This is a genomic window from Lysinibacillus sp. FSL K6-0232, assembly GCF_038008325.1.
GTDB lineage: Bacteria > Bacillota > Bacilli > Bacillales_A > Planococcaceae > Lysinibacillus.
Genome location: NZ_JBBOYW010000001.1, coordinates 1,609,344 through 1,625,645 on the forward strand (window position 1 = coordinate 1,609,344; position 16,302 = coordinate 1,625,645).

Below are 16,302 nucleotides of genomic sequence, written 5' to 3' on the forward strand. Positions count from 1 at the left end.
TCTTTCTGCATGTCCTGCTTATTCGCGGATTTGCCCATTGCCATAAATAAAGTATTTTGTAGATGTTAAGGCAGGTAAGCCCATTGGTCCTCGAGCATGTAGCTTTTGTGTACTAATGCCAATTTCTGCACCATAGCCAAATTCAAAGCCATCTGTAAAGCGTGTTGAGGCATTATGGTAAACGGCTGCTGCATCAACACTATTTAAAAATGTATCGGCAACTAATTGATCTTCCGTTATAATGGCTTCCGAATGATTTGTGCCATAGCGGTGAATATGCTCAATGGCTTCATAAACATTTTCAACAAGCTTCACACTGATGGTTAAGTCAAGATATTCTGTTGCATAGTCCTCCTTTGTCGCTGGAAGAGCAGCCTCAAATGCTTGACAGACAGCCTCATCGCCAATAATTGTCACACCTGCTTGCTGAAGGGCTGTTAGTAGCTGAGTGCCGTACGTTTGAAACCAAGCAGGGTGAATCAGTAAGCTTTCTGCTGCATTACAAACAGAAGGACGCTGTGTTTTAGCATTTAAACAAATCTTTTCAGCTTTTATGTAATCCGCCATTTCATCCACATAAATATGGCAGTTGCCCGCACCTGTTTCAAGTACAGGAACAGTCGCCTCATTTACCACTAAATCAATCAGAGCCTTGCCGCCACGTGGAATTAATACATCTAAATAGTCCTTTAAATGAAATAATTCTTTCGCTGTTTCACGGCTTGTATCCTCAATAAGCTGAACCGCATCAGCAGGGATGGCTGTTGTAGCTAGTGCCCGATGAATACTTGCCACAAGGGCAATATTTGAACATTTAGCAGATGAGCTACCACGTAAAATAACAGCATTGCCTGTCTTTAGAGCAAGTGTGGCTGCATCAACGGTTACATTTGGGCGTGCCTCATAAATCATGCCGATAACACCAAGCGGTACATTGCGCTTTTCAATTTGTAAGCCATTCTCTTTTTCAATGCGCTCTACAACTGTTCCTACTGGATCCTCTAATTTTACAAGTAAGTGAATAGCATCTGCCATCGCTGTAATGCGCTCACTATTCAGCATAATACGATCTAATGTAGAGGAAGGGATGCCCTGTGCCTCACCATTGGCTAGGTCTTTGGCATTTTCAGCAATAATTGCTTGCTGATCAATTAATAATTGCTCGGCAATTTTTGTCAATGCCTCATTTTTTTCACTAGTTGTTTTAATGTTTAAAACATAGCTTGCTGCCTTTGCGCGCTTTCCTTTTTCTTGAATTTCACTCGTCATAAAATTTCCTCCTTAATTTGCTTGAATTTTCAGCCATTTATTGCGATGAATAACCTCACTTGGGTATTTCGGCAGGGCATCTGTTCGCTTGCCCATTGCTGAAGCTAGCTCTAGTGAGGAATATAACACTTCACCACGCCCTAATAGTCCATTTTCGCTATATACCTCTACTACATCGCCACTAACAAAATCACCCTCTACACGATAGACACCTGCAGGCAATAAGCTTTTGCCATTAACTAATAATGCTTGTTCAGCACCACTATCTATAAAGATTTTACCAGATACTTCCGTAAGCGCAATCCATTGTTTATGGTTCGTTAAGACAGCTAGCTCATCATGCTCAATATATGTGCCATCTCCCTGACCTGCTAAAATTGTTACAAGTTTATCAGCACCTTGTCCAGTGCCAATAAAGACTTTCACACCTGCCTGTAAAGCTGCTCGTGCTGCTAATAGCTTGGAAGTCATCCCACCTGTTCCAACCTTTGAGCCTGCTCCATCTGTAAAGGTAAGCATATCCTCCGTAATGGCTGTAAGTCGGTCAATACGCCGAGCCTGTGGGTTTTTGGCAGGATTGGCATTATACAGGCCATTAACATCCGTTAAAATAATAAGCTGATCTGCATGAACAAGACCGCTAACAAGCGCCGAAAGCATATCATTATCACCAAATGTTAATTCGCTAATAGATACTGTGTCGTTTTCATTAATAATCGGTAGCATGGAACGCTCTAATAATTCTTCAAACGTAGCATAGGCATTTTTATAGCATTCCTTTTTTGAAAAATCCGTGCGTGTTAGTAAAATTTGAGCAGGGATAATATCGTAAATGCTAAATAAGGCATTGTATGTTTGTAGCAGCAAGCTTTGCCCAACAGCCGCCGCCGCTTGCCTGCCCTTGACTGTGACAGGACGGGCAGGGTAGCCAAGCTGTTTAAAGCCCGCCGCGACAGCACCTGATGATACAAGCAATACTTCATGTCCTTGCTGCTTTAATGTGGCAATTGCCTGCACATGATCCATTAAACGGACTTTATCGATTTCACCTTTTGAATTGGTTAAAGAGCTACTACCAATTTTCACGACAATTCTTTTTTTCTCCATGACACTACCTCCAGTTGCCGTTTATTTCACATTTTTCATAGAATAAAGATAAAAAAGCCTTTTCATCCTAAAATTTAGGACGAAAAGACCTGCTTTCCGTGGTACCACCTACATTGAATATCATTAGACATTCCACTTTACTCATAACGCTGGAGACTGCGCCTAGTTTGGCTAGGACGATACACGAAGTAGGTTCATAAGTCTTTCTTGTACAATGCCTTGCAGCCGATGAACATTGCTCTCTAGTCAAGCCGTTTCTTACTACTAGTCTTCGTTCGTTTTGTATTATTGACTCAAGAATGCACTACTTCGCTTCGTCTGTCAAGATACATTCCTAAAATTACTTGAAAATTTTGATAAAGCAAACCTTCAATTTGTGAGGGCATCCTCGCTAATGAGTAGCTTTACCGATCATTTTTTTATAGGCTATATCTGACGCTACGCTAAGATTGTTAAGACGGGATAAAAAATGAAGGGTTTTAGGATCGAAGCCACCAAATGGCGATGAGAAGTGGTAGCATGGCTAATATCATCACAAAGAAGCTCCAAAGAACTTGTTTAGCGGAAGACATATTTTTCGGTTTAATGCTCATTTGTTCATAAAGCTGATTAATGGCACGCTGTTCTTTTGTATAAAGCATTGCCTGAAATTCCTCATAATCTTGAATATAACTATCTGGAGGGCGCGGACTAAAGCGTAAATCACGAATGGAATCCGTAATTTCCCGACCCTCCATCCAATAGGTAATAACAGGGGCTAAACCTGCATTTTGTGTTGCTTTTACCTCAATATTATGTGATTTCATCTTATAATAAACCTGACCATGCTCATCCTCGTATCGTGTCACAATATCGCTAACTGCCAATCACAACCACCCCTTGTTCACAGAAATTTGATGTTATATGGGTTTCTTCTATATAAGTATAAGGGATTAGGCGAGAAAAGTATTGCGGAAACGAGAAAAATTTGTGACACGAAAATGTATGAAAAGTTTTCGATAAATTCATAAAGTTACAGCAAATGAGAACTATGTCATGTAGTATAATGTAAATAGTTTGTAAAAGAAGTTGAAGGAAGGGAACATATTGGAACTCTCTACAATATTCGCATTTTTAGGAGCTGCGATTATTTTAACGCTAATGCCAGGGCCAGATAATTTATTTGTCCTTGCTCAAAGCATTACACAGGATAAAATAGCTGGTATTGCCACATCACTTGGGCTTTGTACGGGATTGCTTGTTCATATTAGCGCAGCAGTGCTTGGTATTTCTGCCATGATGTATCAATCCACGGTTATTTTTTCGATTGTAAAGTTCGCAGGAGCAGCGTACTTATTGTACTTAGCTTGGCAATCGTTTCGCGCGAAGGAAGATGCCCTGTCATTGCAACAACAAAGCATACAAGCCTATAAGAAGCTCTATAAAAAAGGCATTTTCATGAATATATTAAATCCAAAGGTATCGTTATTTTTCTTAGCGCTCTTGCCACAGTTTGTCGATCCGTCACAGGGGCATGTGGCTTGGCAGATGCTATTATTGGGTATTGTATTTTTAGTGCAGGCACTTATATTATTTTCATTGTTTAGTATATTTGCGGGTAAAGTACGACAAGTTATTATTGGTAAGCCAACAATAGCAAAACGCTTAAATATTGTGCAAGGTATGTTATTTACATTTATCGGTATACAAATTGCATTAAGTAAACAGTAGGGGGGAATAGAGATGGCTATTTTACATATTACCTTAAGCTTAGCGACTCAGGGCTCCATGAAGCTTGCCATACGTCAACATCATTTACAGCGCAGTGAAGCAGTTTTAAATATTCATGATATTTTCTCGATTGGTCCGCTTGAAAACATGGAAGAACGCAAAAGCTGGTTAGCTTCCCATATTTTTAGAGAGCAGGAGGACCAGCAGCTATATGATGATCTTTATGCAAACTGGCAGAAAAAAATTGCGAATGTGCCATGTGATGTAGATGTATGGATTTGGTATAGCCAAAATGCCCATGAACAAATCGGATTGCGCTATGTGATAAGCGAGTTTGTCAATAAATGCAATATGGTCTATGGCGTTGATGCCACAGAGGGCTTGCAGCGTCTACAAGCAAATACAGATATTCGTTATACAGGTGAGCTATCATCTGAGATGCTGATGAGGCTTCGCGCTGATGCCAAGCGCTTTTCGATTCCAATGTGTCAGCGTCTTGCCAAGGAATGGGAGGAGCTAAAGAGATATCCAAGCACATTGCGTCTATGGGATCAGGGGATTGTCCATGTGGAGGAAAATGCGCTGGATGCGATGCTGTTATCCGCCGTACAGGAGTTACATCAACAGCATCAGCAGGAATGGATTGAGCTTATGCATATAATTGGTGCAGCCTATGATACATTCCATGATTATATTAGTGAGGAATTTTTAATAAATCGTATTATGATGTTAAATAAGCAAGGCTCTTTACAGGTGGAGGGAGATTTAACGGATATTCATGCTTGCCGTGTAAAATATATGGAGGCATAGTAGAACAGGGTTGTGCAAAATTTTGCACAGCCCTGTTTTTATAAGGAGGCATTTTTTTGTTCGTAAAAATCAAAGACAAACTGTTGGAATTGGCGTGCAGATGGTGATAAATAGCGGTTATCCACCCAAGCCATACCAATAATACGTTCACATATCATATCATCCACATGAATTTTCACAATTTTTTTCGGATTGAAGTCCTCATCATCTGGCAATAGTGAAACACCAAGACCTGCACCGACAAAACCAGCGATGGTTGAAACCTCATCACCCTCATAAGTAATATTCGGCTTAATGCCTGCTGCTTGCAGCAAACGATCAGCAGTACGACGCAATGCATAGCCCTTTTTCATTAAAATAAAATTTTCATGCTCCAATTCCTTCATTTTAATGCTTTTACGATGTGCCATTGGATGGTCAATGGGCACGATAATAAAAAGCTCATCACGCCATAGCTCCTGCCAGCAAACAGGTGGCTCCGTATCAATTGCCGCAATTAAACAAAGGTCTAGCTCACCAGCGAGCAATTGCTTTACCTGTGAATGTGAATAGTTTTGTGTAAAGTGAAAGTGGATACGGGGGTGCTTTTGACGAAAGGCACGAATCAAGTCTGGTACAATACTCGTCCCAAGTGTATGTAAAAAACCGAGTGACACATCCCCAAACTCTGGATTATTGAGCTCCTGTAATTCTAAAACAGCCTTTTCATATTCTTTACGCATTCGCTGTACGCGATATAAAAATAGCTCACCATAGCGATTGAGCATAATGGAACGTCCCTGTCGGTCGAAAAGCGGCACACCTAATTCTTCCTCTAGCTTAGAAATTGAACGACTGAGGGCAGGCTGTGAAATCGCTAATGCTTCCGCAGCTCGTGTCATATGCTCTAGTTTTGCAACAGTGACAAAATATTCTAATTGCTGCCACTCCATTTTTTCACCTCTTTTCCCCATAGCAATCAGGTTAACTGCATTATAGCGAGAAACCGCTAGGAAGTATAGGGCGTAAAAATTTTTTCAGAGAATGCAGCATTTTACAAACAGCTTGGAAAGTTTAGGCATGGAAAGCATGATAGTAGCGCTGTTAACCTCACATCATTCATGCATAAGGTGGATTGATTTGATAAAAACTATAAATTATACATTATGAATAAAGGATGGTAAGATAGACACATAAAATACACAATTAACATTTCCGCGAAGGGGATATCATAATATGAAGTTGACAAAACCAGAACCTTTAACAATTGAAGGCGGCAAAAAAGCCGTATTATTACTGCATGGATTTACAGGTAGCACAAAAGATGTAAAAAAGCTAGGGGAATTTTTATCCAAGCGAGGGTATACTGTACATGCACCTATTTACAGTGGACATGGTGTAGAACCTGAAGCATTATTAGAAACAAAACCAGAGGACTGGTGGAACGATGCTGTGAAAGGTTACAAATTTTTACAAGAAAAAGGCTACAAAGAAATCGCTGTTGTAGGGATTTCACTTGGAGGGGTATTCTCATTAAAAGTGGCAGAGAAGTTCCCGGTAAAAGCTTGTGTTGCGATGTGTGCACCGATTACACGTGATAACTCTAAAGGCTTATTTACACGTTTATATCATTATGCTCGTTTATATAAACATTTTGAAAATAAATCAAAGGATCAAATTATTTCAGAGTTGCACGAGCTACGTATTTCACCAAAGGACTCATTAGATGGTGTGACACGTTTAACAGAGGAAACACGTAAAGAATTATCAGAAATTCATGCACCAACATTAGTGCTTCAAGGTGCATTAGACGATGATTTATACCAAGAAAGCGCACCTTTTATTTTAAATACTGTGGACACAGATGACAAGGAAATTATTTGGTATGAAAACTCTGGACATATTATCACATTGGATAAAGAGCGTGATAAAGTGTACGAGGATGTTTATAAATTTTTAGACCATGTGGAATGGTCTGTTGCAAACTAAGAAGGTTTAATCCATTGAAAAGCTGGGCGATAGGATGAAATAGTCATTCAATCGTTCAGTTTTTCTATTTTTACTTAAAATTAAGATAATAAAAAAACTATTGTAATTATAATAAATGCCTGCTACTATAGTGAAATTGTAGAGAAAAATCACTTGCTTACAATAATTTGTGATTATTAAAAACTTCTAAGGAGTACATCTAAGATGCAACAAAAAATACCTTTTTCAACGTATGCAGTCATTGGAACAATGCTATTCGGACTGTATTTTGGAGCAGGCAATCTTATTTTTCCGATTCAGCTAGGTCAACTAGCAGGCACTCATTTTTGGTTTGGCTTAATTGGCTTTTTAGTGACAGCGATTGGGCTACCATTCCTTGGTATTTTAGCAATTGGCTTATCAGGCAGCAATGGCTTACGTGATTTAGCAAGCCGTGTTCATCCTGTATTTGGCATTGTCTTTTCATTAGCCCTTTACTTAACAATAGGCCCATTCTTTGCGATTCCACGTACAGCAACAGTGCCTTTTGTAGTGGGCTTTGAACCATATATTCAAGCACAGCATGCAACATGGCTACTCGCTATATTTAGCTTGTTATTTTTCGTTGTTGTTTATTATTTCTCGTTAAATCCAGCCAAAATTATGGATTATGTTGGGAAATATTTAACACCTGCTTTTTTAATTGTATTATTTATATTGATTATTACAAGCATTGTGAAGCCGATGGGGGAGTTTCAGCAACCGATGGGTGATTATATGGATGCTGCCTTTATGACAGGCTTTAAAGAGGGCTATAATACGATGGACGCCCTTGCCTCACTTGCCTTTGGGATTGTGGTGATTCATGCTATTAAAAATGCAGGTATTTCAGATCGTAAGGCAATTGCTAAAGCGACATGGACATCAGGGATATTTGCGATGGCATTAATGATGCTAATTTACGGTTTGATTACGTATATGGGCGCTTCCAGCATTCAGGCAGTAGGCACTTTTGATAATGGTGGTTTAATTTTTGCCGCAGTAGCTGACCATTATTTCGGCTCATTTGGGGCTATTTTATTGGCGCTTATTATTGTGCTTGCCTGTTTAAAGACAAGCATTGGTTTAATTACCTCCTGCAGTGAGTTCTTTCATGAGGTGTTTCCAAAAATTAGCTATAAATGGTTTGTCTTTTTATTATGCTTTGTATCCTTTACCATTGCGAACTTTGGCTTAAACAATATTATTCAATTTGCGATTCCTGTCTTAATGTTTTTATATCCGTTAGCAATCGTATTAATTTTGCTTGCTTTAAGCTCCTCGTTCTTTAACAATAAGCAAACAGTGTATGCCATCGCAATGCTGTGTACATTTTTTATTAGCCTTATAGACGGCTATAAAGCATTGGTGGACAGTGTGCCCGGAGCACAGCTTGGTATGCTAGATGCCGTGGAAAAGCTCTATTCAACAATATTGCCTTTCTATGATATTGGCTTAGGCTGGATTTTACCAGCGCTAATTGGAGCAGCGATTGGCAGCTTATTCCCAGCGAAAAAAGAAACACGCGCAGAGTAGTCATATACTGCGCGTGTATTTTATAATAAAGCGCGAGTAAATGCTTCAGTATCGCAGGTATTTTATAGTAAGCCGCGTGTATTGTTATACCTTAATACGCTGTCCAGCCACCGTCTATGGCGATCACTTGTCCGTTGACAAAGCTTGCTTCATCAGAGCCAAGGAAAATCGCTAATTGCGCAATTTCTTCTGGCTGCCCAGCACGAGGATTAAGGGATAGACCAAGTGCCTGACGTGCAGCTCCTGCCTCACTAATATTTGTCATCGTAGAGGCGATATTTGTCATAACTGCCCCCGGTGCAATTCCGTTGCAGCGAATATTTTTATCCGCATACATAAAGGCTGTATTTTTTGTTAGCCCTACAACCGCATGCTTAGAGGCTGTGTAAGCAGCACCTGCACGTGCACCATACAAGCCACCAGCAGAAATATTATTCACAAAAACACCATGCCCCTGCGTGAGGAAAATGTCTGTAGCCATCCGCATGGCGCGCATAACCGCCGTTGTATTCACCGCAAACACTTTATCCCAGCGCTCATCAGAAATTTCACCAACTGGCTCCATACCATCCATAATGCCTGCATTATTGACTAATATATCTAATTGACCATAGTTCGTTTTTGTTTCATCAAATAAACGTTGTAAGTCTTCTGTTGATGCGACATTTGTTTGAATCGCAAATGCTGCTCCTCCAGCCGCTTCAATACCTTCTACAACTGCTTGAGCACCCTCTAAATTTAAGTCCGATACAACAACCTTAGCACCTTCTTTAGCATACCCTTCCGCAATGGCTTTGCCCATTCCTGAAGCCGCACCTGTCACAATAGCTACTTTTCCTGCTAATCTCATCTCAAAGACCTCCTAGTTAGATATTGAACATCTGTTCATTAAAATCATATAATAAAGCTGAAAGCGATTTCAATATGCAGAATTTCTCGATATGTTGAGTAATCAACGCTTTTTGGAAAAACTGTTGAATAGGGAGCTGAAAAAAATGCGTACAACGGATTTACGTGTGATTAAAACAAAGCAAGCCTTGCATGCTGCTTTATTGACCTTACTTAGCCAAAAGCCATTGGAGCAAATCTCTATTGCTGAAATATGCAGGGAGGCGAAGGTAAATCGAGGAACCTTCTATTTACATTACGAGCAAAAAGAGGGGCTTTTTGAAGAGTATTTTCAGGAAATTATGGAGGATTTATATCAATGCTATGAAGAACCTTATCGTGCTGTTGCGACGCTGGATACCAATCAATTAGACCCCACTACCATTCGTATTTTCCATCATATTGAGCGCTTTAAAATGTTTTATCGTATCGTATTTTCTAAAAATGTGCCATTAACTTACTATTACATGCTATTTGATGGTATTTATGCGCTGTTAAAGCGCGATATAACAGCACAGCACCATCTGGTAGAGGATATTGCCGTTGATTATTACAGTGCTTATCAGGCAAATGCCATTATTGGGCTTATTATTCAATGGTATCGTAGTGATTTCAGCGATAGCATAAGCTTTCTTAATCAACAATTAGCAGCTATTTTAAAAAATATGGGGACTGATGGATAGAATGAGAAAAGAGGTGGAAAGCTCGCCCAAAAGTAATAGCTAAAGTAGCAATTAAATGCGATGGACCATGTGTGCATGGATCCATCGCTTATTAGTTTATTGAACGGGTGCTGGCTTTAGTGCTACTACTGTGGTGGAGATTGCCATTGTTATAAGAATAATGATGGCTAAGGCACTCGTATTTTGGAGTAAATTATCGGCACTTCCGCCAAATATAATCGTGTAATAGCCATCCGCTCCATAAGTGGCAGGTAGCATAGCTGCCACTTGCTTATAGCCCTCAGACAGCATTATTTTAGGAACAAGAACGCCTGATGTAACTAATTGGAGAGAGAGCGCACAAATATTAAAAACCATGCCCAGATTACCAAAGGCAATAACAAAAACCTGCGCTAAGCAAAGGAAGGCTAAAAACATCACAGATTGAAAGCAATAAATAGATAGCAGGCTTTCGTTACTAGCAATCCCAAAAAGATGCATCAAGCTAATTGTTAATAGTGGTAAGGTAAAGGCTACTGCAATATTCAGTAACTGTCTTGCTAAGAATAATTGCCACTTCGATAGGCTAGCTTGCACAATTTGAGCGGCTTGCTGGTGCTGCATAATCATCACCATAGCACCTACAAAGGAAGAGATAATGACCATGAGGGGTATAAAGTTTGCAGCAAATCCTTTCACATTATTTGTTTTAAGAATGGTTTCATCTGCTGCGTGTGCTTTCACATTCATCATAGTCGTTTTGACAGAAGCAGTAATTTGTTGTGCTGTATTTTGCTCAAAAGGAAGCTGTGCAATTTGCTGTGAAAAGGCTTCTATTGCTTGATTTTGCTGTAATGGATAGAGCGTATGATTTAGCTCTTCTGTTATCTGCTTTGCGGCATTCTCCATGATATTTTTCGCTACACTGGCATTTGCCTGATTAATAGCATAAATAATTTCAGCCTCTTTTCCAGCTTGGATATGATGCGTAAAATCGTCTGGAATTTGCACAATCATATTAATTTGTCTGGCGTTTAATGCTCGTTCTGCTTGAGCCATTGATGAATAGTCCTCTATTGAAAATGGAATGGCACTTTTCATATTCTTTGCTACTTGCTGATCTAATTCAGCATCTTCTGAAACAAAGCCAATTGTTAATTGTCCAACTCTTTCATCGACACCATCATAAGCTGTCATCCAGATTGAAAAGAAGATTAATTGAAAGGCAATGGTAGCGACAATGCCAATATAGGTTTCACGAACACGTAATAATGCCTGTAAACCGCTCATTTAGATATCCCTCCTAAATTTAAGTAAGTACTTACTTGCATTTGTAAGAAAAATTTTTTCTAGGAAACGAGTCCCCTAGAAAAAATAGCTACACTTGTTTGTAGAAGCTCTTCAGTCGGAATGTTAGATACAATCGTTCCAAGTCGTGCACGTGACATAAAATGACCAAAATTAAGGGCAATTAGCGATAACGCTGCTGCTTCAAAATCAACTTCTCTTATTTTCCCTCGCTGATGCATTTCTTGAAAGTAGTGAATAAGCTCCTTTTTAATAAGAAGGGGAATATTCGCAATTTCTTCACTAATTTCAGGAAACTGGATAGACTCCTTAAAGCCGATCATGACAAAATCTTTAATCGACATTAAAAACTGAAAATGCTTCAATGAGAAATTTAATAAATCCTTTTCTAATTCCCATGTTACATTTTGATTAATCTCCTGCTGTAAAAGAGGATAATAAGAAAATTGCTCAATAATGGCTTTTAATAAACCACGCTTATTGCCAAAATGTCGGAAAAGAGTGACCTCATTGACACCTGCTAATTCTGCAATGGATTTGGTTGTTGCAGCTGTATAGCCTTTTTCACTAACCAATTGTAACGCTGCTTCAATGATTCTTTCTGCGGTTCCCTTTGTTGCCAAGTATATACTTCCTTTCATGCAAGTAATTACTTACATGCTAACATAGTGCATTATTATGTGCAATATAAATTATGGTTAAACTTTTAACAGTAAGAGCATTGACAACTATATCGAGTGCTGATATATTTTGGATATATCGACTGGTGATATATTGCTAGGCGATATAAAGGAGGGATTGTATGACACAGGAGCATCCGCCATTAACAGAGGGCGTTTATTATATTTTATTAGCTTTGTATAAGGCAAGGCATGGCTATGGCATTATGCAATTTGTGGAGGAAATTAGCAATGGTCGTGTCCGCTTGGGCGCAGGGACCATTTATGGCGCGATTAAAACCTTACAGGACCGAGGCTGGATTGAGGCGCTTGGTGGAGATGGCAGAAAGAAGGAGTATTTGATTACTGAAGCTGGCAAAACAGTGGTGGAATATGAAATTTTACGATTAAGGGAACTTTTTGATAATGGTATCCGTATAACGAAGGGAGCAGAATAAAGTGAACAAACGGGTGTATCGCTTTTTTATTGACTATGAAAAAGAAGAGCAATGGATTAATGACATGGCTGCTCAGGGCTGGCATTTAAAAAAGGCGTTGATCGGCTATTTTATTTTTGAGCAAGGTCAGCCAGGGGAATACATCTATCGCAATGAGCTGATTTTAGGGAAATCAAAGGATTATTTTGAGTTTTTGACATCGATGCATATTGAGTATGTCACGAAAAATGGTGCATGGGCGTATTATCGAAAAAAAGCAGTAGAGGGATCGTTTGAATTACTATCAGATAATCATTCGAAATTGAACTATATATAAGGTGATTAACTTTTAGACTTACACTCTTTTTCTTCGTTTTCCTGTATACTATTCTTAATAGATATGAAACGGAGAAAAATGATGCGTAAAATTGTCCTAATTCCTGAAGAACAAATTCCTGCTGCTTTAGAAGAATTAAAGCTTGTCATGAAAGAAGAAAACAATCATAAAATGTTCGTTCGCTACCAAGTGATTTATATGTTACTTTCCGGCGAATCGTATGAAAAAATTGTCGACTATACAGGTCTTTCTTTAGCGACGCTGTTCAATTATCGCAAAGCTTATTGTGAAAAAGGGATCGCTGGACTTGGACGTAAAAAACAACCTGGTCGAAAGCGTCATTTAACGGCTGAACAAGAAGCACGAGTCGTCGCGACAATTGTCAACCAAACGCCTAAAGATGCTGGTTTTCCCGTTGAAATGAACTGGACAGCGCCTCTTCTTCGCGATTGGATTGAGCGAACATTTGGTGTGTCTTTTTCTGTACGTGGGACACGTGATTTATTGTACCGTCTTGGTTTAAGTTATACGAAACCAACGTATACATTGGAAAAAGCAGACCCCCTCAAACAAGCAGTTTTCCTTGAAAAATTTGAACAGGCGAAAAAAAACTAATTCATGGTCAAATTGATCGTATTTTATTTGAAGACGAGTCAATGATCCGTGATTACCAAGCGATTTCCAACACGTGGTTTCTTAAAGGTCAACAAAAAATCATTCCAACATATGGCCGACATCAAGGGGTTAAGCTAATTGGTACATTGGATTACGAAACGGGCGATGTATTTTGCGTGCAAGAAGAACAATATACCGCTGTTGAATTCCTAAGTTTTTTAGAAAAAGTCATCGCTCGTTATCCGAATGAACGCATCGTGATGGTATTAGACAATGCGCGCATACACCATGCGAAATTGATTCAACCATTTTTAGAAAAGTATCAAGATTTCTTTGAATTTCTGTTCCTTCCGCCGTACAGTCCCAATTTAAATTTAATCGAAGGACTGTGGAAATGGATGAAGACAACGGTGATCCACAATGTCTTTTACTCAAATGTCGGAAAGATTCAACGTGCTGTCCAAGGCTTTATCCAAATGATTAATCAAACACCTGAAAATACGGTGAATAGGCTGTGCTTGAAACTCTAATTTTCTTTCACCGTATATATATTTAAGATGGGTTCGCAATATGATGTTAGTGTTTGCGGGCTTCGGTATTTTTGCTGGCTGTATGAATATTGTGCAGGAGCATACCCTCAATAAAGGTATTGGACTAGTAGATGCATTGCTTGTATGTTTGCTAGGCATATCCATTCTACAAGTAAGCAAGCGTGTAAAAAGGTTACAAAAAGAAGCACAGTTATTTGAAAGGTAGGAGGAGAAAAGATGACATTACAGCTACAGCATGTCACAAAGAAGTACAAGGATTTTACGGCTGTCAATGATTTGAATTTTACCATTGAAAAGGGTGAAATTTTTGGGCTAATTGGGCAAAATGGAGCGGGAAAAACAACGACATTTCGTATGATTTTAGATTTACAGGAAACAACGGCTGGCACAATTACTTGGGATGATAAGCCCGTAAATGCTATTAATCGTGATATTCTTGGCTATTTACCTGAGGAGCGCGGCATTTTTCCAACGATGAAGGTGGAGGAGCAGCTCTACTTTTTTGGCGAGCTACGTGGCATGAAAAGAGCAGAGCTAAAAAAGGATATTGATTTTTGGATTCAGCGCTTTGAGCTGGAGGAAAAACGCAAAGATAAGGCTGAAACGCTGTCAAAGGGCAATCAGCAAAAGGTTCAGCTGATTGCAAGCTTTATTCATAAGCCACAGTTTTTAATTTTGGATGAGCCGTTTAGTGGCTTAGACCCTGTCAATAAAGATTTATTAAAGGATGCTATTTTACTATTAAAGAAGCAGGGCACAACGATTTTATTTTCCAGTCACCAAATGGATAATGTGGAGGAGCTTTGTGATCATTTATGTCTTTTAAAGCGAGGTGTTTCCTTATTTTCTGGTAGCTTACTAGATTTAAAGAAACAATACGGCAAAACAAAGCTGGCGGTGCGGACAGATTGGTCGACAACGCAATTATTGGCGCTTGAAGGCGTGAAGGATGTGCGCGTGGAAAAGGAGCAAATTGTGTTAATGTTAGAGGACGAGCGCTATGCCCAAAGCATTTTTGAGCAGCTTTCCAATGGCAAGTACATTGAAAAGTTTAGTTTAGATTATTTATCATTGGATGAAATCTTTAAAGACAAGGTAGGTGGTCAGATTGTCGAAGTTTAATTTACTCATGATGCAGTTATATAAATCAAAATTTAAATCAAAATCCTTTATTTTGATGACATGCTTATATGTAGTATTAATGTCTGTGGCTATATTTTGGTCGGATATTAAGGCACTTTTTACAGGGGATGATGAAGCCCAGCAAATTGCTATTGTCAACGACACCTCTGCGGATTTAAGTGGTATTTTTGTATCCAATGGTGATATGGCTTTTACGCAGGATGAACAGGATGTTGCAGCGCTTGAGGAACAGGTGAAGGACGGCAAGCTAGACGCCATTGTGACGATTCAGGATGAAGGTGGTCAGCTCCATGCAGAAATCGCGACATTTACACCATTAAAATTAAATGATCAGACAACATTGTCATCGTTATTACAGTATGCTGGTCAACATTATGCTGTTCAGCAGCTTTCTCTTTCATCTGAGCAAGCAGCACAAATTATGGCTGCTCAAACAACGATTTCTACGAAAAATTTAAATGAGGCATCAGCAGGTGGGAAAAGTGAGGAAGAAAAGCAGTCGGGGCTATGGGTATCGTATGGTATTGGGATTTTAATTTATTTCTTTATTTCCACATTCCTTTCCATGATTACAACTGAAATTGCCTCTGAAAAAGGCTCTCGTGCTATGGAAATGCTGTTAGCAAGCGTCAAGCCAGCCACCCATTTTAAAGCAAAAATTGCAGGTGTACTATTATTAGCCATGACACAAATGGGGATTATTGCTATCGCCTTTTTACTATATGCAAAATTTGCGAAGAATGGCGTCATTTGGGATACAGCCGCTACCATTATTCAAGAGCTCTCAATTAGCTATGTGATGTATGCTATTGTGTTCTTGCTATTGACTATTGTCCTTTATTTAATTGTTGGTGCACTGTTTGGCTCACTTGTATCAAAGGTAGAGGAAGCGGGGCAAGTATTAATGCCTGCCATGATGGTGACATTAATCGGCTTTTATGTCATGCTATCAGGTATCGGCAATCCAGATACACTATTAATTAAAATCTTCTCGTATATCCCCTTTACATCTGGGATGGTCATGCCAATGCGTATAGGTGCTACAGATATTGGGGGCATGGTACCACTACTATCATTAGGTATTTTAATCGCAACAATTGTTGTGGTGTATCTATTTAGCTTATCCTTCTATAAACGCAGTGTGCTAACCTATAGCACGGGTGGCGTGATTCAAAAAATTAAAACAGTCTTAAAAGTGACAACATAATGATTGGAAAGTAGCCTATGCAATATGGCTACTTTTTTTTGATAATTTGCAAATTTAGTCGAATTTCCTCGGTTAAC

18 protein-coding genes are annotated in these 16,302 nt (G+C 39.2%); 11 read left to right on the forward strand and 7 right to left on the reverse strand.

Annotated features, from left to right (window positions below; translation table 11 throughout):
* Positions 1–18: 18 nt before the first annotated feature.
* The 3 genes from MHB42_RS07725 to MHB42_RS07735 all read right to left on the reverse strand — a co-directional run bounded on the left by MHB42_RS07725 (position 19) and on the right by MHB42_RS07735 (position 3,242).
* A complete protein-coding gene (locus tag MHB42_RS07725; protein WP_340805360.1) occupies positions 19–1,269 on the reverse strand; it encodes a glutamate-5-semialdehyde dehydrogenase in 1,251 nt (416 codons plus the stop codon).
* Positions 1,270–1,281: 12 nt separating this feature from the next.
* Positions 1,282–2,376, reverse strand: a complete 1,095-nt coding sequence (gene proB, locus MHB42_RS07730) for a glutamate 5-kinase (RefSeq protein WP_340805361.1) — start codon at positions 2,374–2,376, stop codon at positions 1,282–1,284.
* A 479-nt stretch (positions 2,377–2,855) separates the two neighbouring features.
* Entirely contained in the window at positions 2,856–3,242 is a 387-nt protein-coding gene (locus MHB42_RS07735) for a sodium:proton antiporter (protein ID WP_340805362.1), read from the reverse strand.
* 220 nt (positions 3,243–3,462) lie between these two features.
* Here MHB42_RS07735 and MHB42_RS07740 point away from each other — a divergent pair, with 220 nt between their 5' ends.
* Positions 3,463–4,086 carry a LysE family translocator gene (locus MHB42_RS07740; RefSeq protein ID WP_340805363.1) on the forward strand — a complete coding sequence of 208 codons (624 nt, stop codon included), beginning with the start codon at positions 3,463–3,465 and terminating at the stop codon, positions 4,084–4,086.
* 12 nt (positions 4,087–4,098) lie between these two features.
* The gene (locus MHB42_RS07745) at positions 4,099–4,896 is read left to right on the forward strand and encodes a DUF1835 domain-containing protein (RefSeq protein ID WP_340805364.1); all 798 of its coding nucleotides are present in this window, start codon (positions 4,099–4,101) and stop codon (positions 4,894–4,896) included.
* 38 nt (positions 4,897–4,934) lie between these two features.
* Here MHB42_RS07745 and MHB42_RS07750 read toward each other — a convergent pair whose 3' ends face one another.
* Positions 4,935–5,828 carry a LysR family transcriptional regulator gene (locus tag MHB42_RS07750; protein WP_340805365.1) on the reverse strand — a complete coding sequence of 298 codons (894 nt, stop codon included), beginning with the start codon at positions 5,826–5,828 and terminating at the stop codon, positions 4,935–4,937.
* A gap of 283 nt (positions 5,829–6,111) precedes the next feature.
* Here MHB42_RS07750 and MHB42_RS07755 point away from each other — a divergent pair, with 283 nt between their 5' ends.
* Positions 6,112–6,864, forward strand: a complete 753-nt coding sequence (locus MHB42_RS07755) for an alpha/beta hydrolase (RefSeq protein WP_340805366.1) — start codon at positions 6,112–6,114, stop codon at positions 6,862–6,864.
* A gap of 204 nt (positions 6,865–7,068) precedes the next feature.
* Positions 7,069–8,418, forward strand: coding sequence for a branched-chain amino acid transport system II carrier protein (gene brnQ, locus MHB42_RS07760; protein WP_340805367.1), 1,350 nt, complete (start codon positions 7,069–7,071; stop codon positions 8,416–8,418).
* A 91-nt stretch (positions 8,419–8,509) separates the two neighbouring features.
* On the opposite strand, the gene MHB42_RS07765 is transcribed toward brnQ, so the two are convergent.
* On the reverse strand, positions 8,510–9,268 hold the full coding sequence (locus MHB42_RS07765; protein ID WP_340805368.1) for an SDR family oxidoreductase: 759 nt from the start codon (positions 9,266–9,268) through the stop codon (positions 8,510–8,512).
* Positions 9,269–9,413: 145 nt separating this feature from the next.
* Between MHB42_RS07765 and MHB42_RS07770 the strand changes: the two genes are divergently transcribed.
* Positions 9,414–9,989, forward strand: coding sequence for a TetR/AcrR family transcriptional regulator (locus MHB42_RS07770; RefSeq protein ID WP_340808557.1), 576 nt, complete (start codon positions 9,414–9,416; stop codon positions 9,987–9,989).
* Between the two features lie 96 nt (positions 9,990–10,085).
* On the opposite strand, the gene MHB42_RS07775 is transcribed toward MHB42_RS07770, so the two are convergent.
* Together MHB42_RS07775 and MHB42_RS07780 are read right to left on the reverse strand one after the other, a co-directional pair.
* On the reverse strand, positions 10,086–11,258 hold the full coding sequence (locus MHB42_RS07775; RefSeq protein WP_340805369.1) for a YhgE/Pip domain-containing protein: 1,173 nt from the start codon (positions 11,256–11,258) through the stop codon (positions 10,086–10,088).
* 59 nt (positions 11,259–11,317) lie between these two features.
* Complete coding sequence (locus MHB42_RS07780; RefSeq protein ID WP_445299974.1) at positions 11,318–11,917, reverse strand: TetR/AcrR family transcriptional regulator; 600 nt, start codon at positions 11,915–11,917, stop codon at positions 11,318–11,320.
* Between the two features lie 161 nt (positions 11,918–12,078).
* On the opposite strand from MHB42_RS07780, the gene MHB42_RS07785 reads away from it, so the two are divergent.
* The 6 genes from MHB42_RS07785 to MHB42_RS07810 all read left to right on the forward strand — a co-directional run bounded on the left by MHB42_RS07785 (position 12,079) and on the right by MHB42_RS07810 (position 16,225).
* The gene (locus tag MHB42_RS07785) at positions 12,079–12,393 is read left to right on the forward strand and encodes a PadR family transcriptional regulator (RefSeq protein ID WP_340805371.1); all 315 of its coding nucleotides are present in this window, start codon (positions 12,079–12,081) and stop codon (positions 12,391–12,393) included.
* 1 nt (position 12,394) lies between these two features.
* Positions 12,395–12,709: a DUF2812 domain-containing protein gene (locus MHB42_RS07790; protein WP_340805372.1), complete on the forward strand. Its 315-nt coding sequence runs from the start codon at positions 12,395–12,397 to the stop codon at positions 12,707–12,709.
* Positions 12,710–12,790: 81 nt separating this feature from the next.
* A protein-coding gene (locus MHB42_RS07795) for an IS630 family transposase (protein WP_340808510.1) occupies positions 12,791–13,854 on the forward strand; the annotation gives its coding sequence in 2 pieces (ribosomal slippage) (positions 12,791–13,312 and positions 13,315–13,854; 1,062 coding nt in all).
* A gap of 40 nt (positions 13,855–13,894) precedes the next feature.
* Positions 13,895–14,080, forward strand: a complete 186-nt coding sequence (locus MHB42_RS07800) for a hypothetical protein (RefSeq protein WP_340805373.1) — start codon at positions 13,895–13,897, stop codon at positions 14,078–14,080.
* Between the two features lie 11 nt (positions 14,081–14,091).
* Complete coding sequence (locus MHB42_RS07805; RefSeq protein ID WP_340805374.1) at positions 14,092–14,997, forward strand: ABC transporter ATP-binding protein; 906 nt, start codon at positions 14,092–14,094, stop codon at positions 14,995–14,997.
* A gap of 7 nt (positions 14,998–15,004) precedes the next feature.
* On the forward strand, positions 15,005–16,225 hold the full coding sequence (locus MHB42_RS07810; RefSeq protein ID WP_340805375.1) for an ABC transporter permease: 1,221 nt from the start codon (positions 15,005–15,007) through the stop codon (positions 16,223–16,225).
* Positions 16,226–16,302: the final 77 nt, after the last annotated feature.

What these genes read in the sequence shown, in the direction of transcription:
- MHB42_RS07725 (WP_340805360.1), bottom strand. Translation starts at nt 1,269, where the DNA reads ATGACGAGTGAAATTCAAGAAAAAGGAAAGCGCGCAAAGGCAGCAAGC.
- proB (WP_340805361.1), bottom strand. Translation starts at nt 2,376, where the DNA reads ATGGAGAAAAAAAGAATTGTCGTGAAAATTGGTAGTAGCTCTTTAACC.
- MHB42_RS07745 (WP_340805364.1), top strand. Translation starts at nt 4,099, where the DNA reads ATGGCTATTTTACATATTACCTTAAGCTTAGCGACTCAGGGCTCCATG.
- MHB42_RS07750 (WP_340805365.1), bottom strand. Translation starts at nt 5,828, where the DNA reads ATGGAGTGGCAGCAATTAGAATATTTTGTCACTGTTGCAAAACTAGAG.
- MHB42_RS07755 (WP_340805366.1), top strand. Translation starts at nt 6,112, where the DNA reads ATGAAGTTGACAAAACCAGAACCTTTAACAATTGAAGGCGGCAAAAAA.
- brnQ (WP_340805367.1), top strand. Translation starts at nt 7,069, where the DNA reads ATGCAACAAAAAATACCTTTTTCAACGTATGCAGTCATTGGAACAATG.
- MHB42_RS07765 (WP_340805368.1), bottom strand. Translation starts at nt 9,268, where the DNA reads ATGAGATTAGCAGGAAAAGTAGCTATTGTGACAGGTGCGGCTTCAGGA.
- MHB42_RS07770 (WP_340808557.1), top strand. Translation starts at nt 9,414, where the DNA reads ATGCGTACAACGGATTTACGTGTGATTAAAACAAAGCAAGCCTTGCAT.
- MHB42_RS07775 (WP_340805369.1), bottom strand. Translation starts at nt 11,258, where the DNA reads ATGAGCGGTTTACAGGCATTATTACGTGTTCGTGAAACCTATATTGGC.
- MHB42_RS07780 (WP_445299974.1), bottom strand. Translation starts at nt 11,917, where the DNA reads ATGAAAGGAAGTATATACTTGGCAACAAAGGGAACCGCAGAAAGAATC.
- MHB42_RS07785 (WP_340805371.1), top strand. Translation starts at nt 12,079, where the DNA reads ATGACACAGGAGCATCCGCCATTAACAGAGGGCGTTTATTATATTTTA.
- MHB42_RS07800 (WP_340805373.1), top strand. Translation starts at nt 13,895, where the DNA reads ATGATGTTAGTGTTTGCGGGCTTCGGTATTTTTGCTGGCTGTATGAAT.
- MHB42_RS07805 (WP_340805374.1), top strand. Translation starts at nt 14,092, where the DNA reads ATGACATTACAGCTACAGCATGTCACAAAGAAGTACAAGGATTTTACG.
- MHB42_RS07810 (WP_340805375.1), top strand. Translation starts at nt 15,005, where the DNA reads ATGATGCAGTTATATAAATCAAAATTTAAATCAAAATCCTTTATTTTG.